This is a genomic window from Bordetella tumulicola (assembly GCF_054779135.1).
This window is the reverse complement of the sequence record NZ_BAAGYU010000009.1, coordinates 122,241-145,522: the sequence shown is the minus strand read 5'-3', so window position 1 is coordinate 145,522 and position 23,282 is coordinate 122,241. Positions and strand designations below refer to the sequence as shown.

General features: G+C 60.8%; 25 protein-coding genes and 2 tRNA genes. 15 read left to right on the top strand and 12 right to left on the bottom strand.

Annotated elements, in window-relative coordinates; translation table 11 throughout:
* Positions 1 to 6: 6 nt before the first annotated feature.
* The gene (locus ACYVDM_RS17080; RefSeq protein WP_415793168.1) at positions 7 to 420 is read right to left on the bottom strand and encodes a GreA/GreB family elongation factor; all 414 of its coding nucleotides are present in this window, start codon (positions 418 to 420) and stop codon (positions 7 to 9) included.
* A 344-nt stretch (positions 421 to 764) separates the two neighbouring features.
* Positions 765 to 840, bottom strand: a tRNA-Asn gene (locus ACYVDM_RS17075).
* A gap of 212 nt (positions 841 to 1,052) precedes the next feature.
* Here ACYVDM_RS17075 and ACYVDM_RS17070 point away from each other — a divergent pair.
* Positions 1,053 to 1,128 (top strand) — tRNA-Thr (locus ACYVDM_RS17070).
* Between the two features lie 68 nt (positions 1,129 to 1,196).
* Here the strand turns inward: ACYVDM_RS17070 and maiA are convergent.
* From maiA to ACYVDM_RS17055, 3 genes are read right to left on the bottom strand one after another with little or no spacing between them, the layout of a single operon-like run.
* Complete coding sequence (gene maiA, locus ACYVDM_RS17065; protein ID WP_415793169.1) at positions 1,197 to 1,841, bottom strand: maleylacetoacetate isomerase; 645 nt, start codon at positions 1,839 to 1,841, stop codon at positions 1,197 to 1,199.
* A 24-nt stretch (positions 1,842 to 1,865) separates the two neighbouring features.
* The gene (gene ispH / locus ACYVDM_RS17060; RefSeq protein WP_415793170.1) at positions 1,866 to 2,852 is read right to left on the bottom strand and encodes a 4-hydroxy-3-methylbut-2-enyl diphosphate reductase; all 987 of its coding nucleotides are present in this window, start codon (positions 2,850 to 2,852) and stop codon (positions 1,866 to 1,868) included.
* Complete coding sequence (locus tag ACYVDM_RS17055) at positions 2,852 to 3,331, bottom strand: FKBP-type peptidyl-prolyl cis-trans isomerase (RefSeq protein ID WP_415793172.1); 480 nt, start codon at positions 3,329 to 3,331, stop codon at positions 2,852 to 2,854. Before ACYVDM_RS17055 ends, ispH begins: the two co-directional genes overlap by 1 nt.
* 226 nt (positions 3,332 to 3,557) lie before the next feature.
* Here ACYVDM_RS17055 and radC point away from each other — a divergent pair, with 226 nt between their 5' ends.
* The 6 genes from radC to ACYVDM_RS17025 all read left to right on the top strand — a co-directional run bounded on the left by radC (position 3,558) and on the right by ACYVDM_RS17025 (position 9,599).
* Entirely contained in the window at positions 3,558 to 4,235 is a 678-nt protein-coding gene (radC, locus tag ACYVDM_RS17050) for a RadC family protein (protein ID WP_415793173.1), read from the top strand.
* A 109-nt stretch (positions 4,236 to 4,344) separates the two neighbouring features.
* Positions 4,345 to 4,974 (top strand): arylformamidase, encoded by a 630-nt coding sequence (gene kynB / locus ACYVDM_RS17045; RefSeq protein ID WP_415793174.1) that lies wholly within the window; start codon positions 4,345 to 4,347, stop codon positions 4,972 to 4,974.
* A 63-nt stretch (positions 4,975 to 5,037) separates the two neighbouring features.
* Entirely contained in the window at positions 5,038 to 5,886 is an 849-nt protein-coding gene (gene kynA, locus ACYVDM_RS17040; protein ID WP_415793175.1) for a tryptophan 2,3-dioxygenase, read from the top strand.
* Between the two features lie 179 nt (positions 5,887 to 6,065).
* The gene (locus ACYVDM_RS17035) at positions 6,066 to 6,332 is read left to right on the top strand and encodes a type B 50S ribosomal protein L31 (RefSeq protein ID WP_415793176.1); all 267 of its coding nucleotides are present in this window, start codon (positions 6,066 to 6,068) and stop codon (positions 6,330 to 6,332) included.
* 118 nt (positions 6,333 to 6,450) lie between these two features.
* A complete protein-coding gene (locus ACYVDM_RS17030) occupies positions 6,451 to 8,181 on the top strand; it encodes an ArnT family glycosyltransferase (RefSeq protein WP_415793177.1) in 1,731 nt (576 codons plus the stop codon).
* A complete protein-coding gene (locus ACYVDM_RS17025; RefSeq protein WP_415793178.1) occupies positions 8,178 to 9,599 on the top strand; it encodes an MATE family efflux transporter in 1,422 nt (473 codons plus the stop codon). Before ACYVDM_RS17030 ends, ACYVDM_RS17025 begins: the two co-directional genes overlap by 4 nt.
* Here ACYVDM_RS17025 and ACYVDM_RS17020 read toward each other — a convergent pair.
* The 5 genes from ACYVDM_RS17020 to alr all read right to left on the bottom strand — a co-directional run bounded on the left by ACYVDM_RS17020 (position 9,566) and on the right by alr (position 14,069).
* Entirely contained in the window at positions 9,566 to 9,802 is a 237-nt protein-coding gene (locus ACYVDM_RS17020) for a hypothetical protein (protein WP_415793179.1), read from the bottom strand. The genes ACYVDM_RS17025 and ACYVDM_RS17020 overlap by 34 nt on opposite strands.
* An 84-nt stretch (positions 9,803 to 9,886) precedes the next feature.
* Entirely contained in the window at positions 9,887 to 10,666 is a 780-nt protein-coding gene (locus tag ACYVDM_RS17015) for a sulfite exporter TauE/SafE family protein (RefSeq protein ID WP_415793180.1), read from the bottom strand.
* A 61-nt stretch (positions 10,667 to 10,727) separates the two neighbouring features.
* Complete coding sequence (radA, locus tag ACYVDM_RS17010) at positions 10,728 to 12,089, bottom strand: DNA repair protein RadA (RefSeq protein ID WP_415793181.1); 1,362 nt, start codon at positions 12,087 to 12,089, stop codon at positions 10,728 to 10,730.
* Between the two features lie 110 nt (positions 12,090 to 12,199).
* Entirely contained in the window at positions 12,200 to 12,916 is a 717-nt protein-coding gene (locus tag ACYVDM_RS17005; RefSeq protein ID WP_415793183.1) for an SDR family oxidoreductase, read from the bottom strand.
* Between the two features lie 22 nt (positions 12,917 to 12,938).
* Entirely contained in the window at positions 12,939 to 14,069 is a 1,131-nt protein-coding gene (gene alr, locus ACYVDM_RS17000; RefSeq protein WP_415793184.1) for an alanine racemase, read from the bottom strand.
* A 114-nt stretch (positions 14,070 to 14,183) separates the two neighbouring features.
* Between alr and hpnC the strand changes: the two genes are divergently transcribed.
* The 3 genes from hpnC to hpnE are packed head-to-tail and all read left to right on the top strand — an operon-like array spanning position 14,184 to position 17,235.
* The gene (gene hpnC, locus ACYVDM_RS16995) at positions 14,184 to 15,008 is read left to right on the top strand and encodes a squalene synthase HpnC (RefSeq protein ID WP_415793185.1); all 825 of its coding nucleotides are present in this window, start codon (positions 14,184 to 14,186) and stop codon (positions 15,006 to 15,008) included.
* Between the two features lie 47 nt (positions 15,009 to 15,055).
* Entirely contained in the window at positions 15,056 to 15,922 is an 867-nt protein-coding gene (gene hpnD / locus ACYVDM_RS16990; protein WP_415793186.1) for a presqualene diphosphate synthase HpnD, read from the top strand.
* Positions 15,919 to 17,235 carry a hydroxysqualene dehydroxylase HpnE gene (hpnE, locus tag ACYVDM_RS16985; RefSeq protein ID WP_415793187.1) on the top strand — a complete coding sequence of 439 codons (1,317 nt, stop codon included), beginning with the start codon at positions 15,919 to 15,921 and terminating at the stop codon, positions 17,233 to 17,235. The genes hpnD and hpnE overlap by 4 nt, the downstream gene beginning before the upstream one ends.
* Before the next feature lie 9 nt (positions 17,236 to 17,244).
* On the opposite strand, the gene crcB is transcribed toward hpnE, so the two are convergent.
* On the bottom strand, positions 17,245 to 17,628 hold the full coding sequence (gene crcB, locus ACYVDM_RS16980; RefSeq protein WP_415793188.1) for a fluoride efflux transporter CrcB: 384 nt from the start codon (positions 17,626 to 17,628) through the stop codon (positions 17,245 to 17,247).
* Between the two features lie 65 nt (positions 17,629 to 17,693).
* On the opposite strand from crcB, the gene ACYVDM_RS16975 reads away from it, so the two are divergent.
* Genes ACYVDM_RS16975 through ACYVDM_RS16955 form a run of 5 tightly spaced genes read left to right on the top strand, consistent with a single transcriptional unit; the run spans position 17,694 to position 22,172 of the window.
* Positions 17,694 to 18,323: a PepSY-associated TM helix domain-containing protein gene (locus ACYVDM_RS16975; RefSeq protein WP_415793189.1), complete on the top strand. Its 630-nt coding sequence runs from the start codon at positions 17,694 to 17,696 to the stop codon at positions 18,321 to 18,323.
* Between the two features lie 22 nt (positions 18,324 to 18,345).
* Positions 18,346 to 18,861 (top strand): DUF2271 domain-containing protein, encoded by a 516-nt coding sequence (locus ACYVDM_RS16970; RefSeq protein ID WP_415793190.1) that lies wholly within the window; start codon positions 18,346 to 18,348, stop codon positions 18,859 to 18,861.
* A gap of 28 nt (positions 18,862 to 18,889) precedes the next feature.
* Positions 18,890 to 19,690, top strand: a complete 801-nt coding sequence (locus ACYVDM_RS16965) for a DUF4198 domain-containing protein (RefSeq protein ID WP_415793191.1) — start codon at positions 18,890 to 18,892, stop codon at positions 19,688 to 19,690.
* A gap of 30 nt (positions 19,691 to 19,720) precedes the next feature.
* Positions 19,721 to 20,767 (top strand): FAD:protein FMN transferase, encoded by a 1,047-nt coding sequence (locus ACYVDM_RS16960; RefSeq protein WP_460475430.1) that lies wholly within the window; start codon positions 19,721 to 19,723, stop codon positions 20,765 to 20,767.
* Between the two features lie 19 nt (positions 20,768 to 20,786).
* A complete protein-coding gene (locus ACYVDM_RS16955; RefSeq protein ID WP_415793192.1) occupies positions 20,787 to 22,172 on the top strand; it encodes a sulfite reductase subunit alpha in 1,386 nt (461 codons plus the stop codon).
* Between the two features lie 60 nt (positions 22,173 to 22,232).
* Here ACYVDM_RS16955 and ACYVDM_RS16950 read toward each other — a convergent pair whose 3' ends face one another.
* Positions 22,233 to 23,246: a zinc-dependent alcohol dehydrogenase family protein gene (locus tag ACYVDM_RS16950; protein WP_415793193.1), complete on the bottom strand. Its 1,014-nt coding sequence runs from the start codon at positions 23,244 to 23,246 to the stop codon at positions 22,233 to 22,235.
* Positions 23,247 to 23,282 lie beyond the last annotated feature (36 nt).

The following is a 23,282-nucleotide window of genomic DNA, read 5'->3' as shown; positions in this document are numbered from 1 at the left end:
GAAGGATCAGAGCGCCAGCTCCCCGCTGGCCTCAGGCTGAAACAACAGCGACTCGATATGCAGTGTCGAGGTTGTGCCGCCCACATCCGCCCAGGACACGGTCTCACCCACACGACGCCCTAATAGTTGCCCACCAACCAAAGAGAGCACGGACAAGAATCCCTTGGCGGCGTCAGCCTCGCCCGGATAGCAAATGGTGATCTGACGAACGTCGCCGTCCTGGTCGCGCACGCTCAGCCGGGAATTCACCGTCACGACGTCGCCGGGAATATCACTGGGCATCAAAAAATCGCCCTCATCGAAACCCTCTAACAGCGTGTGGGGCAAGCCATCGTGCGCAGAAAAGCGCGCGGCAAGACGCTCGATGCGAACACGATCGAGTTCGGAAAAAATGCGGTCGGTATTGAGTGCAGCGGACATACGGGACTCCTGGCAGATAGAAAAAGAAATCGGTGTATCTGACTTGGCCCGGCAGCAAACTCCCGAGGAAGGAGCCTTAGATTGTCGCCGGGCTTAGGAGTCTGAGCCGGCGTCGTGAACCGTATTGAACGGGCGCGCGCCAACCACGCGCCGAAAACCGGCGCAACAGGTGCCAACGATAGCGAAGGGGAATCGACTAGCCGCGTTCATATCAGGATGGTACCCCATTGGCGGAGTGAAATACCGCAGGAGGGCGTTAGAAATCGAGATCTAGCCAGAAAGGCGAGACAAAAGCGAAAAACCGCCGGCTAAGGCGGTTTATCTTTTTGATTTCTTTAGTTTTTTGGCTCCCCGAGCAGGGCTCGAACCTGCGACCTGCGGATTAACAGTCCGTCGCTCTACCGACTGAGCTATCGGGGATCAACTACAGAAATGAGATTATGAACTAGTTATTTGAAGTATGCAAGTCGCCCCAAAACGCCCTATCCTGTTTTCTTGACGACGATGAATTTGAATCTGAACAAAAAATTTTGGGGCATGCCATCTGCACCAGACAAAAATCTCTGATATGATTTCGGTCTTTGGTGCTGCGCCATGGGCGCAATACTGGCAAAGGCACAACGCTGATGCACGCCGGCATAGCTCAGTTGGTAGAGCAGCGCATTCGTAATGCGAAGGTCGGGGGTTCGACTCCTCTTGCCGGCACCAGATTCCAAACAAAAAGGCCATCCCTCGGGATGGCCTTTTTGTTGTTGCGGGCGTGCTGCGCAGCAGCCCTATTCTGCGTCGGGCTGCTTTTCTGGCACAGCGAGATCGAAGGCCTGGATTTCGCGGCAGGCTGCATCGATACGCACCACTGTGGGCATGGCGGAAAGATCACAATCCAGACGGCGAGCGTTGAACACCTGAGGCACCAGGCACAAATCAGCCAGACTCGGCGTATCTCCGTGGCAAAACTTGCCAGTGGCCGACGAGCCGGCCAACATCGATTCGACAGCGCCCATACCTAACGTGACCCAATGCCGATACCAAGCGTTTCTTGCATCATCGCTGGCCTGCAGTTCGTGTTTCAGGTACTTGAGCACCCGCAGGTTATTCAGGGGATGCGTATCGCAGGAGATGATTTGCGCGATGCTGCGCACGCGCGCTCGGCCGGCCGGATCTGCAGGCAATAGCGCAGGCTGCGGATGGGTTTCGTCCAGGTACTCGATGATCGCCATGGACTGACCAATCGACACGTCGCCATCAACGAGCGTCGGGACCAGCGCGGAGGGGTTGAGATCACGGTACGAATCGGACAGATGTTCGCCACCGTTTTTCAGCAAATGCACACCCAGGTATTCGTAAGACAGGCCTTTCAGATTGAGCGCAATGCGCACACGATAGGCGGCCGAACTGCGAAAATAGCTGTACAACTGCATGAGATCTCCTGGCAAGTAAAAAGACTATTCCGCCGCGGTTGCGTCGGACGCTGGCGCGGCCTTGCGTGACAAGCCCTTGGGCAACGGAAAGGCGACGTTTTCTTCCAGGCCCGGCATCGTGCGTACCGATACCGCACCCAGCTCTTTCAAGCGCTGGATCACCTGCTGCACCAACACCTCGGGCGCCGAGGCTCCCGCCGAAATACCGATACGCTGGCGACCTACCAGCCACGCAGGATCGATAGATGCCGCTCCGTCGACGAGATAAGCGTCAATGCCGATGCGTTCGGCGACCTCGCGTAGGCGATTGGAGTTGGAGCTGTTAGGGCTGCCCACGACCAGCATCAAGTCACAGTTGGGAGCCAATACCTTGATGGCGTCCTGACGGTTTTGGGTGGCGTAGCAGATGTCGCTTTTCTTGGGCTCGACGATATCCGGAAAACGCGCGCGCAATGCCGAGGACACAGCGGCGGCATCGTCGACCGACAAAGTCGTCTGCGTCACAAAAGCAAGATTGGAGGGATTCGTCACCTGCAGATTGGCGACATCGTCAGCGGTCTCGACCAGGTACATGCCCCCCTGAGCCTGCCCCAACGTACCCTCGACCTCGGGGTGGCCCTTGTGGCCGATCATGATGATTTCCCGACCGGCTGCGCGCATACGAGAGACCTCGATGTGCACTTTGGTCACCAGCGGGCAGGTTGCATCGAACACCTGCAACCCCCGGGTCTCGGCCTCTCGGCGCACGGCCTTGGACACCCCATGCGCGGAAAACACCACAATCGCGCCGGCTGGCGCCTGATCGAGCTCATCAATAAAGATGGCGCCCTTTTCGCGTAGATCCTGGACGACATAACGATTGTGCACGATCTCGTGGCGCACATAGATAGGCGCGCCATGCAACTCAAGCGCGCGCTCGACAATATCAATAGCCCGATCGACGCCCGCACAGAAGCCACGCGGCTGAGCCAGCACGACCTCGGCGTTAGTGCCGGTAACCGGAGACGTCATCACATCACCCCTAAAATTTCGACCTCGACCCGCAATGCCGTGCCCGCCAAGGGATGATTGAAGTCGAACAATGCCCAGTCGGGCTCAAGCTGCTTGAGCACGCCCGAATAGCGCCCGCCGTTGGGCGCGGCGAACTCGACGAGGTCACCGGGCTCGAAGGTGGCGTCGGCGCCAGCGTGCTCCGTCAACATGGCGCGCGTGATTTTTTGAATCAAATCGGGATTGCGATCGCCGTAGGCCTGGGCGGGCTCCAGCGTAACGCTAAAGCGCTCGCCCTCGGCGTGACCCAGCAAGGCGGCCTCAAGACCCGGCGCCCATTGGCCACCGCCCATCTGCAGCGTCGCCGGGCGACCGTCAAAAGTGTCGGTAAATACCGACCCCTCCGCAGGCCCGGAAGCCAGCACGATGCGATAGTGCAGCGTGAGATAGGAATCGGGGCGGACGAGAAGGGTCGCCTGATCGGCGGAGGTGGCGCTCAAAATGGTTCACCAAGAAATAGTAACGATAAGACCTGATTTTAGAACGTCTTGGCTGAATCGGCAGACACAGGGTGCTACAAGACGCTGGCGTACTTCTGCGACTGGATAAAAACGATCACTCACACGCCTCTCATTTGCTCCTCTGGCATTCTGATCATCTGTCGACTTTTTCCTGGTGCCGCCAACGACATCGGCCCAAAGGTCGGAGCTTGAAAGGAGCAATTCAATGAGCTTGCCCCACGACCTGCCAGAACACGAACGCCCCCGTGAGCGCCTGCTGCGCCACGGGGCCGGCGCATTACGCGACGCCGAACTACTGGCGCTGGCGCTACGTACTGGCACGCGTAGCAGTACCGCCATCGACATGGGGAGTCAGCTGATGCGGCACTATGGCGGATTGCGCGGCCTGTTTGCCGCCTCCCCTCAGGAACTGATGTCCCTGCCCGGGCTGGGCGCCGCCAAGGCCGGTTCGTTGGCCGCTGTCCTGGAGCTGGCACGGCGCGTGGCCGAGGAGCGACTTGCTCACAAACACGTGTTGTCCCAACCCGCCAGCGTCAAGCAGTATTTTCAGACGGCGCTCATGCACCGCACGATCGAACACTGCCTGGCCCTGTACCTGGACAATCAGCTCAACCTGATTGCCACCGGTGAGCTGGCCCGCGGCACCCTGACCCAGGCATCGGTCTACCCACGCGAGGTGGTACGCGAAGCCCTGCGACACCACGCGGCCGCCATAATCCTGGCGCACAACCATCCGTCGGGTGTCGCACGACCGAGCGAATCGGACCACAAATTCAACCAGCACCTCAAACAAGCCCTGGCATTGGTGGACATCCGATTAGTCGATCACCTGATCATTGCCGGCAATGATGTTGTGTCCATGGCGGAGCTTGGCCTGTTGTAGTTGTCCCTATTGCTATTGACGGTCGCCCTGACTATCCTGAACCCAGACCTGTACGCCCCCCCTGGCCATACGGGCTTTTCACCTGTAACGCTCTCCCCACTCTCCATTCATGAAGCGTATTTGGGATATTTCTCCGCCGGTATCGGCCCGCTCGCCCGTATTCCCGGGCGATACGCCGTATCGCCAGCAATGGAAATGGACACTGACGCCGGATTGCCCGGTGAATGTCAGCGAAATCACCCTGTCACCCCACATCGGCGCCCACGCCGATGCACCACTGCACTACGGCAATGACGAGCCCTCCATCGGCCAGGTGCCGCTAGCGCCCTTCTTAGGCCCTTGCCGGGTCATCCATGCACTGGATTGCGGGCCCCTGATCCTGCCCGAACACCTGGAACACGCAACCACCGACCTCCCCCCGCGTGTCTTGGTACGCACGGCCCGCCACGCGGCGTTGGACTGGTGGACGGACGACTTTGCGGCCTATGCGCCACACACCATTGAATGGCTGGCCAATCACGGCGTCATGCTGATCGGTCTGGATACTCCCAGCATCGACCCGGCATCCAGCAAGACCCTGGACAGCCATCACGTCATCCTGCGGCGCGATATCCGCGTATTGGAAAACCTGCTGCTCGATGAGGTGACCGAAGGCGATTACGAGCTCATCGCCCTGCCGCTGGCACTGATCCAGGCCGATGCCAGCCCGGTGCGCGCCATTTTGCGCGAACTGGGCTGATCCTCTCCTGAGGTTGCCCCTCTCTTTCGCGGCAATCCTATTGTCTGGCAAGACCATCTATCTATGAACGCTTCCGAAACTCCCGAGCACATCGTTCACCAGGAAAAAGCCCAACTCGATTTTTCCAGGGACATGTCCTATAGCGACTATCTGCATCTGGACGAGCTCCTGGGCGCTCAGCATCCGTTGTCCCCCGAGCACAACGAGATGTTGTTTATCGTGCAACATCAAACGAGCGAACTATGGATGAAGCTCATGCTGCACGAGCTACAGGCCGCGATCGCCCACGTCGCGCAGGACAAATTACCGCCGGCCTTCAAGATGCTTGCCCGGGTCAGCAAAATCCTGGAGCAGTTAGTCCACGCCTGGGACGTACTTGCCACCATGACTCCCCCGGAATACTCGGCATTGCGTCCGTATCTGGCACGCTCGAGTGGTTTTCAAAGCTATCAGTACCGGCAAATCGAATTTTTCCTCGGAAACAAGAATGCCGCGATGCTCAAGCCGCATACACACCGGCCCGATCTGCTGGCGCTGGTCGAGGCGGCTTATCGTGCCCCGTCGCTTTACGATGAGTCGCTGCGTTTGTTGGCGCGCAACGGACTGACGATCCCCACCAGCCACCTGCAACGCGACTGGACCCAGCCCTACCAGGCCGACCCCGTCGTCGAGGCCGCGTGGCTGACTGTTTATCGCGAGCCCGACCAGTACTGGGACCTGTATCAACTCGGCGAAAAGCTCACCGACCTGGAAGACGCTTTCCGGCAGTGGCGTTTTCGACACGTAACGACTGTCGAGCGCGTGATCGGCTTTAAGCGCGGCACGGGCGGTACCTCTGGCGTGGGTTTTTTGCGGAAAATGCTGGATGTGGTGCTATTTCCGGAGATCTGGACACTACGCACAAGCCTCTGAATCCGCGCAAATCACCGAAATTAGTGTTAGAATACACAGTTGCTTCCTGGATACGTGGCCTTCGGATGCTGACTCTGCCGGACGACTTGTCAATAACTTGTCGCTCAGGCTGGGTGAGAGACCCTGCTAGGCTGGCGACCCGCTAACCCCCGGCCAGACCGGAAGAACCGGAATTAATCATGAAAGAAAGCATCCACCCCGAATACCGCGAAGTGGTGTTCCTGGACCAGCAAACGGGCAACAAGTTTATCTCCCGTTCCACGCTGCACTCCCGCGAAACCATCGAAATCGACGGCACGAGCTACCCGCTCTTCAAGTGCGACGTTACGTCCGAGTCCCACCCCTTTTACACGGGTGCACAAACCCGTCTCGTCGAAACCGGCCGCGTTGAAAAATTCCGCGCCCGCTTCGCCCGTACGGCTGGCACGGTCAAGTCCGCGTCGTAAACTGGCGTCTCCCAAGATGCTCAAAAAAGCAGCCTTCGGGCTGCTTTTTTTTCCATATTGATCCAATCGATCCCCTTTTCAGGGCCACAGGCCCGGACTGCTCAGTTACATTAGCTCCGTGTCTCCGATAACGCACTCTACTCCGGCCCGACTGACCGCCTCGGCCACGACCAAACTCCCCCGGCTCGTGCTGTTGGGGCTGGCGGTGGCCTACATCCTGGCCGGCCTGTTCATGCGCGATCCCTGGAAGACGGATGACGCGGTCGGCCTGGCCACGATGATCACCGCACTGCGCGAAGGGGGGGCCTCGTGGCTCTGGCCCCAGGTCGGCCAACTGGCCTATGCCGAAGAAGGCCCCCTGATCACCTGGGCGGGGGCCATCAGCATGTATCTGTTTGGCCCATGGCTCGGCGACATCACGGCCGGCAGGCTACCGAACTTGCTCTGGTTCACCATCGCGACCAGCAGCGTTTGGTACGGCACCTATTTGGTCGGCCGTCGTACCGAGGCGCAACCCCTGGCCCTGCCCTTTGGCGGTGAGCCTGCGGCACGCGATTATGGCCGGATGCTGGCCGATGCAGCCCTGCTCTTGCTGCTGGCGACGGTAGGTATCCTGCAACGCACGCATGAAACGTCGGTGGTGCCCGCCAATATGGCTTGGCAGGCACTGTCGTTTTATGGCATGGCACGTATGCTGGATCGCCCTGCCTCTGGCGCCGTCACCCTGGGCTTTGCCCTGGCGGCCAGTTTTCTCACCAGGGGCTGGGTCGGCGCACTGCCCGTCATGTTGGGTGCCCTGGTAGCGTTTTATCCGCGCAGCGCACTCTGGCCACAGCGCCGATGGCTGAGCTTGGCCATTGGCGTCTCGGTGGCGTTGATTCTGGCCTGGTGGATCCCGGCCTCACAGGGCAGCGACTACTGGATCAGCAACTGGAAAACCTGGAATATCAACTCGTTTTCGTGGCCCGACCTGTCAGCCGTCGGCCGCACGCTGCGCGATTTGCCCTGGTACTTGTGGCCCACCTGGCCGCTGGCGCTACTGGCAGTTTGGCGTTGGCGCGGGTGGCTCTATGCGCCCCATATCTGGCTGGCGTTGGCGCTTGCGGCATTTGCTGCCGTCGAGCTGATTTTCCTCGCAGCACCCACCGACGCGGAATTCATCATGCTGGCCGTGCCGTGCGCCATCTTGGGAGCGTTCTCATTGCCCACCCTGCGTCGCGGCGTCGTCAACACGCTCGACTGGTTCGCAGTGATGTGCTTTTCACTCACCGTGGCGACCTCGTGGCTGGGTTGGATTGCCCTGCATTTCGGTTGGCCGGCGCAAATTTCTCGCAATATTGCTCGCCAGACGGCCGGCTACGAACCTGTGATTTCGTGGGTCGCGTTCTCCATCGCACTGGCCGTGACCGTCGCCTGGGCCCTGCTGGTTCTGTGGCGCCTGCGCTCGCACCCCGCCGTGCTGTGGCGTGGCACGGTACTGTCCGCGGGTGGACTGACCGCTACCTGGATTTTGCTGGTCCTGCTATGGCAACCGGCCGTGGACTATGCGCGCAGTTATCGCGACATGTCGTCCGAGCTCCGCACCGTCCTGGAGCAGCACCGTAAACCCGGCGAATGTGTCCGCGGCCTCAGTGTCGGTAGTGGCCAACGCGCCTCGTTGCTGATTTTCGACAATCTCACCCTGAGCTACGACTCGAAGTGCCCCCTGGTGCTGCAGCAAACCTCGCGCGAACGCCTGAAGGACGGCAATGCCGCCTACAGTGATGGCGCCACCGAACTGTGGCGTGGGGGACGTCGCGCCGACCGTCACGAGATATTCCGTCTGCTGCGCGTTAACCATTCACAATGATCGCTGCTACTTCAACCGCTGGCGGCCTGCGTGCCGCCATGTTGCGTATTACCCGACAGGCCTGGCCCGTCCTGGTCAGTCAATGGGCGGGCATCGCCTTTGGCGTGCTGGACACGGCAATGACCGGCCATGCCAGCGCGGCCGATCTGGCGGCGATGTCATTGTCGATCTCGGTGTATATCACTGTCTTCGTCGGCTTGATGGGCGTCGTGCACGCCTTGATCCCCATTCAGGCACAGCATTTCGGCGCGGGCCGTTACGCCGAGGTAGGCCGTAGCTGGGGTCAAGGGGTATGGCTGGCACTGGGCCTGGCTTTCGTGGGCTGCACGTTGATGATGTTCCCGGATACCTGGTTGTCGTTGTCCGGCGACGTCGCCCCCGAGGTTCGCGAGCGCGTCACGAATTACTTGCGCGCCCTGGCACTCGCCCTGCCGGCAGCACTGATCTTTCGGACCATCTATGCCTTGGGCACGGCCGTGTCGCGCCCCAAAGTCGTCATGGTGATCAACCTGTCGGCCGTCGGCATAAAAGCCTTACTCAACTGGATACTGATCTATGGCCATTTTGGCCTGCCAGCCATGGGCGCCACCGGCGCGGGCCTGGCGACGGCGATCGTGTCCTGGTTAAGCCTGCTGGTCGGCCTATGGGTCATCACGCACGATCGCTACTTTCGCCGTTTTTCGCTTACGCTGGGACGCCCTTCATGGTCGGCGCAGAAAGAGTTGCTGCGTCTGGGGTTGCCAATGGGCGGCTCGTATCTGGTCGAAGTCTCGGCCTTTACCTTTATGGCCTTGTTGGTCGCGCGCGAGGGCACGTATGTCAGCGGCGGCCATCAGATCATGTCCAACCTGGCCGCCCTGTGCTACATGATGCCCATGGCCTTGGGGGTGGCCACCGCCGCCGTGACGGCGCAAGCAATCGGGGCGGGAGACTTGGCTCTCGCCCGACGCAGTGGCCTGGCCGGCATGGCACTAGGACTGCTGGGCGCACTACTGACCTCGACCGTGCTGTTGGCGGGGCGGCCACTGATTTTGGCGGCCTATACGGATGATGCGAATGTGGCAGCCGTCGCCGGCACCTTGCTGACGCTTATTCCGCTCTTTCACTTGTGCGACTCGATGCAGTGCGTCAATTCGTATGTGTTGCGCGCCTACAAAGTCGCGATCGTGCCGCTATTGTTGCAAGTGATCGCGCTGGCCGGTGTCGGCCTGCTAGGGGGATGGTGGTTGGGATTCGGGCCGGGACGTGGTGGATTGGACTGGCTACGTACCCTGCTGCTGCCCGGCTCTCCGACTGGCGCCGGCACGATGTGGCTGATGGCCATGATCGGCCTGGCGCTGTCAGCGACTCTGCTTCATGTTTGGTATTGGAAAATCGTACGCAGCTATCGCGTCGTTTCTGTGCCTGGCGCGGCCTGAGACACGCTCGTGGTGGCACCCTCTTCTTGGGTGGTGCGCGCCGCGTCTGCAACACGCTCTGATCTATCTCGGTCGCGCGTCAGCGTGTGAGAGTCTGGCTCGCCCTCGAGATTTTTCTGGCCCGCATAGACCGGACCGGCAACCAACCCAAGGCACAGGGCGGATTGAAACAAAAAATTGGCGATACGAGTGGGTGTCGTCATACAGGTACTCCTAAAACAAACCGAGCCGACAGCTCGATGTTCGTTAGAGGCGCCAAGAAGCCGTTAGTTCATTGTAAAAAAAAATCAACCCTCGAAGATCAACAGCGCAACGGTCAGAAACAGCATCGCCGCAAAGCAACTGCGCAGTTTGCGCTCGGGCAAACGATAGGCCACCCGCACACCCACGGGTACAAACAGCAAACTGCCTGCGGCGAGCGGCACACCCAGCCACCAGTTGGCTTGGCCTGCCCACGTGTAGGTAATCAGGGCGATCGTAGAGCCCGGGATAATCATCGACAGCGCCAACGCTTGTGCGGAGGTCTGGGATAGACGAAATACGCTCGTCAGGATAGGCACGGCCAGCACTACGCCGCCCACGCCAAAAAACCCGCCCAAGGTGCCGCAAACCACCCCCAGCATCACCGCCCACCCGGACGTCAACACGGGAGCCGGACGGCCCTCCGGGCTTGCGCCTACCGTGACGGCACCCGGCCGTTTGATGATTCGATAGACGTAGAACGTGGCGACAAAAAATAGAAAAATCGCAAAGCTGATCCGCAGGGTACTGGATGGAATGCCCAGCGCCAGTTGAGCGCCAACCCACGTGAATAGCACAGCGCCCACCGCCCCCGCCCCCGCGACCCGACGATCGATACGAACATTCTGGTTGTATTTGCGTACAGCCATCACGATGGTGGGTAACACCATGATCAGCGCGGTCCCTTGGGCGAGTTGCTGAGTCATGTCCATCAGCAATACCAGCGCCGGGATAGCAACCATGCCGCCGCCGATGCCCAATACACCGCCCAAAAACCCAATCAACCCGCCGCATATGAGGCAGATGCCCACTATCCATAGGCTCATGCCCTGATCCTCGTCATGACTATCATCGATGCTGGATGGAAAAAGTGGATGGATTATTCGTTCAGCGTAGCTTGTCCAGCGCGGCATCCAGACGATCGACTGCCCAGACCTCGAGTCCCTCGATGGGCTGGCGCGGCGCATTCGCCTTGGGGATCAACGCCACACTGAAGCCCAATTTGGCCGCTTCGCGTAGCCGCTCCTGCCCACGCGGCGCCGGACGGATTTCACCGGCCAGACCAACCTCTCCGAATGCAATCATGCCGGGTGGCAAGGGTCGGTCGCGCAGCGACGACATGATGGCCAACAACACCGGCAAATCGGCAGCCGGCTCGGTAATGCGCACCCCGCCCACCGCATTGACGAATACATCCTGGTCAAACGTCGAGACGCCCGCGTGGCGATGCAGCACCGCGAGCAACATCGCCAGGCGATTACCTTCCAGCCCGACCGTCAGACGCTTGGGATTCGGTGCATGAGAACTATCGACCAGGGCCTGGATTTCGACAAGCAAAGGACGAGTCCCCTCTTGGGTAGCCATCACGCAAGAGCCCGAGACCTGCTGCTCGTGCTGGGATAAAAACAGGGCGGAAGGATTGGCAACGCCGCGCAGGCCGCGGTCCGTCATGGCAAACACGCCCAACTCGTTGACCGCGCCAAACCGGTTTTTGAACGCCCGAACCAAACGGAACGATGAATGCGTGTCGCCCTCGAAATACAGCACGGTATCGACAATGTGCTCCAGCACGCGTGGCCCGGCCAGGGAGCCGTCTTTGGTGACGTGGCCGATCATGACGATGGCAATGCCCGTTTGCTTGGCCAGGCGCGTTAACTGGGCCGCGCATTCACGGACCTGCGACACTGAACCCGGCGCGGCGGTCAGTTCGCTGCTATATAGCGTCTGAATCGAATCAATGACGGCTACCGTGGGTTTTTGATCGGACACAGCCGCCTGAATGGACTCTAGCCGAATCTCGGCCAAGAGGTTCACATTGCCGGTCTGCAAGCCCAGACGGCGGGCACGCAGCGCCACTTGTTCGGCGGACTCCTCGCCGGTGACATAGAGCACACTCGTCTGCGTCGACAAGCTGGCCAAGGCCTGCAGCAGCAAGGTTGACTTGCCGATGCCGGGATCCCCCCCGATCAATACCACCGCGCCAGCGACCAGGCCGCCGCCTAGAACGCGATCAAACTCATCCAGACCAGTGGGTTGGCGCGGGGTCTCGCGGGCCTCGATATCCGCCAGGCTACGCACAGGGCTGGCCGAGGCGAGCGGCGCATAGCGATGCGTGGCCGCCGCCGGACCCGAGGCCTCAACGGTTTCTTCGAGGGTATTCCAGGCAGAGCAATGCGGGCATTTTCCCTGCCATTTGGGGCTGGTGCCGCCACATTCGGCACAGACGTATACGGTTCGAGGCTTGGCCATGACGTCAGTTTACCCGGCAACTCCGCGTCATTCGTCAGGTCGCCGCGCAATATCGCCACGGATACGTTTGATTTCGCCGCGAAGCGCGAGCGATCTGGCGACGCAGGGCCTCAGCGTCCCGCCAGACTGCCGCCGCCATCCACCCCCAGAACTTGACCGGTAATAAACCCGGCATCGTCCGACAGCAAGAAGGCGATGGCTGCCGCAACCTCGGCGGGGGTACCCAGTCGCTTCATCGGAATGGACGCCAATGCCCGACGCTCCCCCTCGCTACCCGCAGGTTGCGCGACGCGAAACAACTCCGTCTCGACGGGGCCGGGCGCTACCGCGTTGACGGTCACCCCGTACTCGGCCAGCTCGAGGGCCCACGTACGCGTGCATCCGATCAGCGCGCTTTTGGCGGCGGAATAACTGGTACGATCCAGCGCGCCATGGATGGACCGGCTCGTCACGTTGACGATACGCCCCGTACGACGGACCTTCATCGAGTCGACAAACGCCTGTGTCACCTGCACTGCCACGCGCACATTCAGATCCATCACGTTGTACAGCGAGGCCAGATCCACGCCACCCAGCGGTTGGGGCAAAACGACACCCACATTGTTGACGATGGCGTCGACCGGGAATTTTTCGCGAATCTCGCGCAAGACCTCTTCGGTGCGCCCCGCATCCGCCAGGTCACAGCCATACAAATAACCAGGGAAATCGATGTGATCGGTATTGCGAGCGATACCCACGACATGACATCCCTGATCAGCCAACCGTTGCGTCAGCGCCCAGCCGATGCCTTTGGTGGCACCGGTTATCAGCACGCATTTATCCTTCATGGAATCCTCGCTAAATGAATAATCAGGGTATACGCTTGACAGGAACGCGTGGCGCTACCGCACACAATAATTCGTACCCGATGGTGCCGGCGGCCTGCGCCACCTCGTCGACTGCCGGGCCATCCTGCCCCCACAGCGATACCGCGGTACCGACGCCAACGGCCGGGACGTTGCTGAGATCGGCCACCAGCATGTCCATGGACACGCGCCCCAGGAGGCGCGTACGCACGCCGCCCACGACGATCGGCGTGCCTGTCCCGGCATGGCGGGGATAGCCGTCGGCATAGCCGCAGGCCACGACACCGATACGCATCGGATGCTCGGCGCGAAACGTCGCGCCGTAGCCGACCTCGTCGCCCGCGGACAGGTCCTGTATACCAATGATTTCTGAGCGCAACGACATGGCGGGCTGTAAATCCAGCGCGGCCGCGCTCGTGTCATCGAACGGCGACGCGCCATAGAGACAAACGCCGGGGCGCACCCAGTGCGCTTCGTCGTCCTGCCCCACCGCGATCTCGGGATAACGCAATGTTGCTGCCGAGTTGCAAACGCTGATGGGGCCATTGGCCAATTCGTCAGTAATGGACCGAAAGACCTGCAAAGGGCCGGAGACACCTTGCGGGCCATCGGCACACGAAAAATGCATCATTTTGCCGATACTGCCCACCACCCCTTGTTCGCGCAGTTGCATGGCACGCCCGTGCGCGCTGCCGTAGGCGCCAGGCGAAAACCCGAGACGATTCATGCCGCTATTCAGTTTAAGCATGATATCGACCCGACGCGACAAGCGCGCCTGCGACAGCATGTCCAGTTGCTCTCGTGTATGAACCGTCACGGTGAGATGATAGCGATCGACCAACTCGAGATCGACCGGCTGGAAAAACCCCTCGAGCAGCAAAATCGGTCCACCCCACCCGGCCTCACGACAGCGCACGGCCTCGTCAAGATCCAGCATCGCCAGCCCTTGCGCGGCCGAAAATCCGGCCACCGCGGTCTCGATACCATGACCATAACCATTGGCCTTGATCACCGCCCATATGGACGGCGCAGTGCCCGCTGCCGCCTGTGCGGCTTGGTCGAGACGACGTCGCACAACAGCCAGATTGTGACTGAGTGCGGAAACGGAAATAGAGGCGTGTATCGGGCGTGGCATAGGTGAATTCCTGTGGCGCCTAGTCTAACTGATCTCACTGCCCCGATGCATCCGGGATGGGCAGGATGCGCGTAAGCCGATGGGAAATGCAATGCCCGACTAAAATGGCAATCTATGGCTGTCGATCACTATGAAAACTTCCCGGTTGCGTCACTGCTGCTGCCTCGTCGTCTGCGCGAGCCAGTGACAAACATTTACCGGTACGCGCGGGCCGCTGACGATATCGCCGACGAAGGCGACGCCAGCGATGGGCAGCGCCTGTCCAGGCTGGCCGAGTTTCGTGCCGAACTGCATCGCATCGGCGCCGAGCCGGGTGGCGCACCGACGGCGTCACCCACGCTCGCCCCTGTTTTTGCTCCGTTGGCGCGGACGATCGCGCAACACCAACTGCCCATCACGCCGTTTCTCGATCTGCTGTCAGCCTTTGAACAGGACGTGACCGTCAAGCGCTATGAGGATTACGCGGCGTTGCTGGACTATTGCACCCGCTCCGCCAATCCCGTCGGACGGCTGATGCTGCACTTGTATGATGCCGCAACGCCGGACAATCTGGTGCGGGCCGATGAGATTTGCACGGGGCTGCAATTGGTCAACTTCTGGCAAGATGTGCGGGTAGACTGGCGCAAGCAACGCATTTATCTGCCGCGCGAAGACCTGCTTCGATATGGCGTCAGCGACGAGGACCTCGCCGCCTGCCGGTTGACGCCCGCGTGGCGCAACCTGATGGCCTTTCAAATGGCGCGAACGCGAGCACTGCTACACTCAGGCGCTCCGCTGGCCCGTCGCCTGCCTGGCCGTATCGGCCTGGAGCTGCGTCTGGTCGTGCAAGGCGGATTGCGCATTCTCGAGCGAATCGAACGCTGCGGCTATGACGTATTCATGAATCGGCCCGAACTGGGCCCGAAAGACTGGGCCGTCATGCTGTGGCGCTGCCGATAGGTCCGCCCGGCTCGTGCTGACAAACTGATGGGATACTCACCAAACCTATGACGCCTGACGAGTACTGCCAGGAAAAGGCCGCCAAAAGCGGTTCGAGCTTTTACTATTCGTTCCTGTTCCTGCCGCCCGAACGACGCCGTGCCATCACGGCACTGTATGCGTTTTGCCGCGAGGTGGATGACGTGGTCGACGAATGCTCCGACGCGTCGGTCGCCCGAATCAAACTGGCGTGGTGGCGCACGCAAGTCGATCAATTATTCGCGGGACAGGCCGAGCACCCGGTCGCCCAAGCGTTGCTGCCCCATTTGGCATCCTGTGACATCACGCGCGAACGGATGCTGGCCGTGATCGACGGCATGGAAATGGATCTGGACCAGACCCGCTATCTGGACTGGCCCGGCCTGCGCAAATACTGCTGGCATGCCGCCGGTGTCGTGGGCGAACTCTCCGCGGGCGTCTTTGGGTATACCGATCCCCGCACGATGGAGTACGCCGGCAAGCTGGGACTGGCATTTCAACTCACCAATATCATCCGTGACGTCGGCGACGACGCCCGACGCGGTCGCATCTATATCCCCGTTAACGAATTGCAGCAATTCGACGTCAAAGCGGCAGAGATCCTGAACGGGGCCTATTCGGACCGCTTCACCGCGCTGATGAAATTTCAGACCGAGCGCGCCCGGCAACTCTACCAGGAAGCCGCTCAGAGCCTGCCCGAGGCGGACCGCCGTGCACAGCGGCCTGGCCTGATGATGGCAGCGATCTATCACGCGCTGCTCGACGAAATCGAACGGGATAACTGGCAGGTACTCCATCAGCGGATTTCGCTGACCCCGTTGCGTAAATTTTGGCTCGCCTGGAAGACCTGGGTCAGCGGTGGTCGCGGTCTGGTGCGCCGCTTGGCGAAACGATGAAGGTCGCGGTTATCGGTGCCGGCTGGGCGGGCCTGGCGGCTTGTGCCGTCTTGAGAGATGCAGACGCAAATGTCACGGTGTTCGAGGCGGGCCGTACCCCGGGTGGACGTGCACGACGTGTCGTGCATCCGGACTTTGGTGGCCAGTTAGACAACGGCCAACATATTCTGCTGGGAGCCTACGACCAGACGCTGGCGCTCATGCGCCGGCTGGGTCGTAACCCTGACATGCTGCTCATGCGCCGATCATTACGGTTAGCGAGCCTGGACGGGCAGTTTCGCCTCACGGCGCCGGCGTTACCCGCCCCCCTCCATGCCGCGGCGGCGCTACTCGGAGCGCGCGGTCTGTCTTGGCGCAGTCGTATTGCCGCATTGCGCTTCATGCATGGTCTAAAAAAAATGGCCTGGCATCCGCCACGCCATTGGACCGTCGCTCAGTTACTGACACACTTCCAGCAACCCGACGCGCTCGTCGCATCGATTTGGGAACCCCTCTGCCTCGCAGCCCTGAACACCCCGCCCGCCGAGGCCAGCGCTACCCTGTACGCCCGCATTCTGCAAGACAGCCTGACCGGTCACCGCCACAACAGTGATCTGTTGCTGCCCTGTGTGGATCTGTCCGCACTCTGGCCGGATGCCGTAGCGCTGCGCGCCACGATGCGCTATGGCGCGACGGTGCGACAACTGATGCCGCTGGCAAACGGTATTGACGTCAACCGCGAACGTTTTGATGCTGCGGTACTCGCGGTGCCGCCCGCGGTCGCCGCGCGCCTGCTCGAAGACGCCCTGCTGCAGGCCCAATGCCCCGGGCTCCTGAATGCGCTGCAGGCGTTTGATTATTTGCCTATCGCCACCCTGAACCTGCGACTGGCGTCACCCTGGCCGCTGCCGGAACCCATGATGCTGCTGCGCGAAGACAAAGCACGCGGTCATATGGGGCAATGGATTTTTGATCGCTCGCGCCTGACTGGCCGCGCGCCCGGCGCCGAACTGGCCCTCGTGGCCAGTGCCGCCCGCGACTTGGCTGATGCAGACCGCGAGACCGTCATCGGCAACTTGACCACCCAGATTGCCGAACAGGCGGCACGCCATCCCGCCCGGTTGGCACCTATGCCCGCCGTCGAGGCCACCGAGTTGTTCATCGAAAAACGTGCGACCTTTGCGGCCGTACCGGGTCTGGTCCGCCCCCTGAACACGACCCCCTGGCCAACGCTGACGCTAGCTGGCGACTGGACCGACACCGGCTATCCGGGCGTCCTGGAGGGCGCGGTACGCAGCGGCCAGCGGGCCGCACAAATATTGCTCAACCGCTAGCGCGTTTGCTCAACGCAGCACGTGAACGGTCGCCAAGCCCAGCGCCGTCAACGCAAGTGAGCCCAGCAAACTGATCGCGGCATAACCGAACGCAGTGCCAAACGCGCCGCGCTCCAGCATCGCCACCGTCTCCGCCGAAAACGTCGAAAACGTAGTCAGCCCGCCCAAGAAACCCGTCACCGCGGCCAGACGTATCCACTGTGGCCATTCCGGATGGGCCAGCAACACCGCTAACGCCACGCCAATCAGGTACCCGCCGACCAGATTGACGATCAACGTCCCCCAGGGCCAACCGGACGAGTTCAGCCAGACCCCGAGCAACCAGCGCGCGCACGCGCCCACGGCAGCCCCTATCGCGACCGCCAGCACATGGAGTGGAATCAGTGCTTGCATGGCAGTAGTTTGATACTCATTCTCATTTAAATGATAGAATCCGCAGCCTCATCTCTACGTGCGCCATGGACAGTCAACCCCCTTCCCGACGACGGGCCTACTGGCTTAAGACATTGCATCAATGGCATTGGATCAGTTCCGCATTATGCCTGCTCGGTATGCTGTTGTTCGCGATTACCGGCTTGACGCTGAACAATGCCTCGTTGATCAGCGTCAAGCCCGCCGTCACGACGCGCGATGCACAACTGCCTGCCGCGCTGCTGACTCAGCTCAAATCCGTCAATACGAAAGACAAGCACGCATCCGTTCCCGCGCCGATCGCGCACTGGTTGGATACCGAACTTCAGGCCCACGTGAACGGCCGCAACCCTGAATGGTCGCCTGACGAACTCTATATCTCTCTGCCTCGCCCGGGTGGCGACGCGTGGCTGTCGATCGACTTGAACGATGGCCTAGTGGAATACGAACAGACTGACCGGGGCTGGATTTCCTATCTGAACGATCTGCACAAAGGCCGCCATACCGGTACGGCCTGGAGCTGGTTTCTGGATATTTTCGCCATTGCCTGTCTGGTGTTTTCGCTGACAGGGCTGGTGCTGCTGCAATTGCACGGCCGCCAGCGCGCCGGGACCTGGCCGATGGTCGGGTTGGGCGTGGTGATCCCCGTTGTCTTGGCCCTGCTTTTCATTCATTGAATACCGCAAGTCTGGAGAATCTATGCGCAAGCTGCTGTTGTCGGCCCTGCTCGCCGGCCTGATCGTCCGAACGGCCCAGGCCGCCGATCTCGGTCTGAACATTGAGATTCCGCGGCTGGATGTCGCTGAATACCATCGCCCTTACGTCGCCATCTGGCTCGAAAATACCGATCAGAGCGCCGTTGGCGACCTTGCTGTCTGGTACGACGTGGCTAAGAAAAACAACGAGGGCACCGAATGGCTGAAGGACATCCGCCAATGGTGGCGTCGTAGCGGCCGCAACCAGCAATTCCCCGTGGACGGCGTCAGCGGCGCCACGCGTCCGGCCGGCAAGCATGAACTGGCGTTTGCCAGCACGCAAAAGCCGCTGGCCGACCTCAAGCCGGGACGCTATGCCGTGGTGATCGAGGCCTCTCGCGAAGTCGGCGGGCGCGAACTGGTACGCGTGCCGTTCGATTGGCCGCCCACCAAAGCCGAAAGCCTATCCGCCAAGGGCGAGCACGAACTGGGCGCCATTGCCGTCGACCTCAAACCCTGACCATTACAACCCTATTTCTGGAAGACGTATGAAAACTGCCATTCGAATTGCTGCCGCGCTGGCCCTGAGCCTTCCCGTGATCGCTCAAGCGCACGACGCGTGGCTCAAGCCCTCGTCCACCGTGATCTCGGGTACGGAAAGCTGGATCACCGTTGATGGCGCCGTGGGAAACGACAAGTTTTACTTCAACCATGCACCGCTGCGTCTGGACAACCTGGTCATCATCGCACCGGACGGCAAGACGGTTCAGCCCGAAAACGCCAACCGCGGTAAATTGCGCAGCACCTTTGACCTGCAACTGAACCAGGCTGGCACCTATCGCATCGCCGTCGTCAACGACGGCGTCTTTGCGCGCTGGAAAGAAAACGGCAAGGGCAAGCGCTATTTTGGCAAACCCGAAGGCCTGGCCGAAGCCGTGCCCGCGCAGGCGCAAGACTTGGAAATTTCGCAATCCGTTGGCCGTATTGAAACGTTTGCCACGGCAGGCAAGCCCAGCACGCTACCGCCCGTAGGCAAGGGCCTGGAATTGGTGGGCGTCACTCACCCCAATGACCTGTACGCTGGCGAAACCGCGACTTTTCAGATGATGGTTGATGGCAAGCCTGCTTCCAGCCTGGAAGTCACCATTGTTCCAGGCGGCAGCCGTTATCGCGACAAGATCGGTGAAATCGAACTAAAGACCGACAAGGACGGCAAGTTTTCCGTCAAATGGGAAAAACCGGGCCTGTACTGGCTGGAAGCCAGCATCACCGACGACAAGACCACCGTCGAAAAAGCCACCAAGCGTCGCCTCACCTACGTCGCCACGCTGGAAGTTCTGGCACAGTAAGCCGGTGCAGATGGCCTAGCGGTAGATCTCATGGCAGCCAAGCGGGCCCTTACGCCCGTCGCGCCCCCAGGCTATCGAGTCACGTTCTCCGGCTATCCCGCCGGAGAACGCGCGTCCGCCTGCCTCACGACCCCCGTGGCGCTGGCGGGCGCCACGATGGGGACCACGTGGTCGGTGCGGTTGGCGCTGCCCGCTCAGATGACAGCGGACGCTGCCCGCGACGCCATCCAGCAGGCCCTGGACAAAGTCGTCGCGCAAATGAGTACCTGGGACGAAACATCTGACCTGTCGCGCTACAACCGATCGACATCATCGGGTTGGGTCTCGTTACCTGAGGAGTGTCTCTATGTTCTGCGGCACGCCTTGCAACTGGCCGCCGACACGCGGGGCGCCTATGACCCGACCATCGGCCCACTCGTCAACGCCTGGGGATTCGGACCACCGCCCTACGCCAGCGAGCCTCCCTCCGAGGACACCATCCGGACGTTGCAGCAACGCTGCGGCTGGGAGCGTATCCGGCTGGACAACGCAACCGGACGCGCCTGGCAACCTGGCGGCGCCTATCTGGATTTGTCCGCCATCGCCAAGGGCTACGGGGTGGATCTGGCCGCCCAGGCCCTGAACGCGCTAGGTATCGAGGACTACCTCATGGAAGTCGGGGGAGAACTTCGTGCCCGTGGCCAACGCCCGGACGGACATCCCTGGCGCGTCGCGATCGAGGTCCCCGACGGCACCGACGATCACGCCCTGTCATTGATCCTGTCGGATCGCAGTATCGCCACATCGGGAGACTATCGACGCTATCGCGACAGTGACACACGCCGATACGCGCACACACTGGATCCGCGCACGGGACGCCCCATCATCAATGGCGTGGCGTCGGTAACCGTCATTCACGCACACTGCATGCAAGCCGACGCGCTGGCAACGGCCCTGACGGTATTGGGCGAACGCGATGGCCTGGACTATGCGCGCCGCCACGGCTTGGCGGTGCTGTTCATCTTGCGCGATGGGCAGCACCTGCGCCTGGCCGCCAGCGAAGCCTTTGCCGCGTTTGCGGCATCGGCCAACCAATAGCGCAGCGGTCCCTATCGTCATGTCCCTTTCCCCCACCCATCGCCTGCTGTGTGCCTGCTGCCTCATTGCCGCCTGGCTACTGCTGTGCCTATGGGCATGGCGCCAGACCCGCCAACGTCACGCGCAACAAAATCAGGCGGTCCGCGATCTGGCAGCGCCGATCACAAACCGAACCATCCTGGTCGCCCACGCCAGCCAAACCGGACAGGCCGAGGCACTGGCCCATCAGACCGCCGAGGCCCTGCGCCAGGGCGGCCTGCCAACACGCATCGCTGCCCTGGGACAGTTGAACTTGCCCCTGTTACGCACCTATCCCAGCCTGCTGATCGTTGCCAGCACCTACGGCGAGGGAGACCCACCTGACAGCGCGGCCGCTTTCGTGGACACGCTCATGACAACCCGTGGGGCAGACGCGCTTGAAGGCCTGAATTACGCGGTACTCGCGCTGGGCGACAGCGAATACCCGCATTTCTGCGGTTTTGGCCGCGAACTCGACACTTGGCTGCGCGATTGTGGCGCCACGCCGCTCTTTGACCGGGTCGAGGCCGACAACGCCGACTCGGCGGCCCTGCGGCACTGGCAACACCATCTCGGTCTGCTCACTGGCCGCAGTAACCTGCCCGACTGGGAAACGCCCAGCTATCGCCCGTGGCGGCTCACGCAGCGCACCTTGCTCAACCCAGGTAGTCAGGGCGACCCGTGCTTTCACCTGATCCTGACCCCGCCCGACGGCACCGATGCGCTGTGGCAGGCCGGCGATATTGCCGAGATCGGCCCACGGGACGCACGCGGCGGCACGCTGCTGCCTCACCGCGAATACTCCATCTCTTCTGTACCCACCGATGGCGCCGTTCATCTGCTGGTGCGGCAAATGCACCATGACGATGGCCGCCTGGGCCTGGGCAGCGGCTGGCTCACATACCTCGCGCAACCGGGCGATGTCATCGATCTGCGACTGCGTACCAATAGCAATTTTCATCTGCCCGCCGATGACCGTCCCTTGCTGCTGATCGGCAATGGCACTGGCCTGGCCGGGTTGCGCGCCCTGCTCAAGGCTCGCATCGCCGCCGGCCATCATCGCAATTGGCTGATCTTTGGAGAACGGAACGCGGCGCATGACTGGTTTCACCGCGAGGAAATCGAAGGCTGGTCGAACGCCGGCAAACTCCAACACCTGGACGCGATCTTTTCACGCGATACCCCGTCCCGAAAGTACGTACAGCACCACTTGCTCGAGGCAAGCGGTGCTGTACGGGATTGGGTTCAAGCCGGCGCCAGCATCTACGTGTGCGGCAGCCTGCAAGGCATGGCCCAGGGCGTCGATGAAGCGTTGACCGATATCATCGGTGTACAAGGATTAGCCACGTTACGTCACGACAACCGATACCGACGCGACGTGTACTAAGACCACTGACAGGCACCGCCGCGATGCTACGAGCACTTATCGATGTCACACGTAGTTGACTTAGTTGTGAATCAAACCGATTTTCCCAAAATGAGCCCCGGCTTCTAAATAACGAATTGCTCCTGCAACATCAGTCCAAGGGAAAGTACGATCGATCACCGGATGTAGGTCATTTGCTTCAATCGCGCGATTCATCGCCTCAAATGATTCACGTGAACCAACCGGAATGCCTCTAACCACAATCTGCCTTGTAAAAATGTCAAGTGGATTGATGCTTCCTTCTTTCCCGCCAAGATAACCAATAACGTTGATTTGACCACGTCTTGCACATGCCTTCAGTGATTGCTGAAAGCTGCGTGGCCCGCCGACTTCAATTACGTGGTCAACACCACGACCTTCAGTCACCTCAAGAACGGCCTCGCTCCACTCAGGGCTTTTCCGGTAATTTATTCCCACAAAGGCGCCAAGTGCTGCAGCACGCGTCAATTTTTCATCACTGCTAGATGTGACAATGACCCGAGCACCGCTCGCATGAGCAAACTGCAGCGCAAAGAGCGAAACTCCCCCCGTTCCTTGCACTAAGACCGTATCACCCGCCTTGATCGCCCCTTCCGTCACGAGAGCATGCCACGCAGTAACGGCTGCACAAGGCAAAGTCGCGGCCTCCACGTCCGTAAGATTCTTAGGTGTAAAAACCGCTGCCTGCTCATCAAGCACTGCATATTCGGCAAGTAACCCATCGACCGGACCGCCACGCTGGTAAGACGCCTCCGCCATGCGGAAAGAGCCACCCACCCAACGTTGCCAGAACGTACTGCAGACCCGATCTCCAACCTTAAAGCGCGTGACATCGTCGCCAACCGCTACCACCTCACCGACACCATCCGACAGAGGGACAAGCGGCAAGTTAAATGCAGTGTGATAGGTTCCGTTGGCAATCTCGACATCACGATAGTTCAGCGCTGTAGCGCCAACGCGAACAAGGATTTCCTGTCGACGCGGGGTGGGTATCGGCCGCTCCACGAGCGTGAGATTGTTAAGACCAGGGCTATTCTGAAGCACGATCGCTTTCATCAAGACCTCTCAGTGAGTTCGATACCCAAAGTATCG

Coding starts and splice junctions, on each gene's coding strand:
- ACYVDM_RS16955 (WP_415793192.1), top strand. CDS start 20,787: ATGTCCCTTTCCCCCACCCATCGCCTGCTGTGTGCCTGCTGCCTCATT.
- ACYVDM_RS17015 (WP_415793180.1), bottom strand. CDS start 10,666: ATGAGCCTATGGATAGTGGGCATCTGCCTCATATGCGGCGGGTTGATT.
- ACYVDM_RS17020 (WP_415793179.1), bottom strand. CDS start 9,802: ATGACGACACCCACTCGTATCGCCAATTTTTTGTTTCAATCCGCCCTG.
- hpnD (WP_415793186.1), top strand. CDS start 15,056: ATGACGCCTGACGAGTACTGCCAGGAAAAGGCCGCCAAAAGCGGTTCG.
- kynA (WP_415793175.1), top strand. CDS start 5,038: ATGAACGCTTCCGAAACTCCCGAGCACATCGTTCACCAGGAAAAAGCC.
- ACYVDM_RS16970 (WP_415793190.1), top strand. CDS start 18,346: ATGCGCAAGCTGCTGTTGTCGGCCCTGCTCGCCGGCCTGATCGTCCGA.
- hpnC (WP_415793185.1), top strand. CDS start 14,184: ATGGCTGTCGATCACTATGAAAACTTCCCGGTTGCGTCACTGCTGCTG.
- ACYVDM_RS17035 (WP_415793176.1), top strand. CDS start 6,066: ATGAAAGAAAGCATCCACCCCGAATACCGCGAAGTGGTGTTCCTGGAC.
- hpnE (WP_415793187.1), top strand. CDS start 15,919: ATGAAGGTCGCGGTTATCGGTGCCGGCTGGGCGGGCCTGGCGGCTTGT.
- ispH (WP_415793170.1), bottom strand. CDS start 2,852: ATGACGTCTCCGGTTACCGGCACTAACGCCGAGGTCGTGCTGGCTCAG.
- ACYVDM_RS16950 (WP_415793193.1), bottom strand. CDS start 23,246: ATGAAAGCGATCGTGCTTCAGAATAGCCCTGGTCTTAACAATCTCACG.
- ACYVDM_RS16965 (WP_415793191.1), top strand. CDS start 18,890: ATGAAAACTGCCATTCGAATTGCTGCCGCGCTGGCCCTGAGCCTTCCC.
- ACYVDM_RS17025 (WP_415793178.1), top strand. CDS start 8,178: ATGATCGCTGCTACTTCAACCGCTGGCGGCCTGCGTGCCGCCATGTTG.
- radC (WP_415793173.1), top strand. CDS start 3,558: ATGAGCTTGCCCCACGACCTGCCAGAACACGAACGCCCCCGTGAGCGC.
- kynB (WP_415793174.1), top strand. CDS start 4,345: ATGAAGCGTATTTGGGATATTTCTCCGCCGGTATCGGCCCGCTCGCCC.
- ACYVDM_RS16960 (WP_460475430.1), top strand. CDS start 19,721: ATGGCAGCCAAGCGGGCCCTTACGCCCGTCGCGCCCCCAGGCTATCGA.
- ACYVDM_RS17005 (WP_415793183.1), bottom strand. CDS start 12,916: ATGAAGGATAAATGCGTGCTGATAACCGGTGCCACCAAAGGCATCGGC.
- radA (WP_415793181.1), bottom strand. CDS start 12,089: ATGGCCAAGCCTCGAACCGTATACGTCTGTGCCGAATGTGGCGGCACC.
- crcB (WP_415793188.1), bottom strand. CDS start 17,628: ATGCAAGCACTGATTCCACTCCATGTGCTGGCGGTCGCGATAGGGGCT.
- alr (WP_415793184.1), bottom strand. CDS start 14,069: ATGCCACGCCCGATACACGCCTCTATTTCCGTTTCCGCACTCAGTCAC.
- ACYVDM_RS16975 (WP_415793189.1), top strand. CDS start 17,694: ATGGACAGTCAACCCCCTTCCCGACGACGGGCCTACTGGCTTAAGACA.
- ACYVDM_RS17080 (WP_415793168.1), bottom strand. CDS start 420: ATGTCCGCTGCACTCAATACCGACCGCATTTTTTCCGAACTCGATCGT.
- maiA (WP_415793169.1), bottom strand. CDS start 1,841: ATGCAGTTGTACAGCTATTTTCGCAGTTCGGCCGCCTATCGTGTGCGC.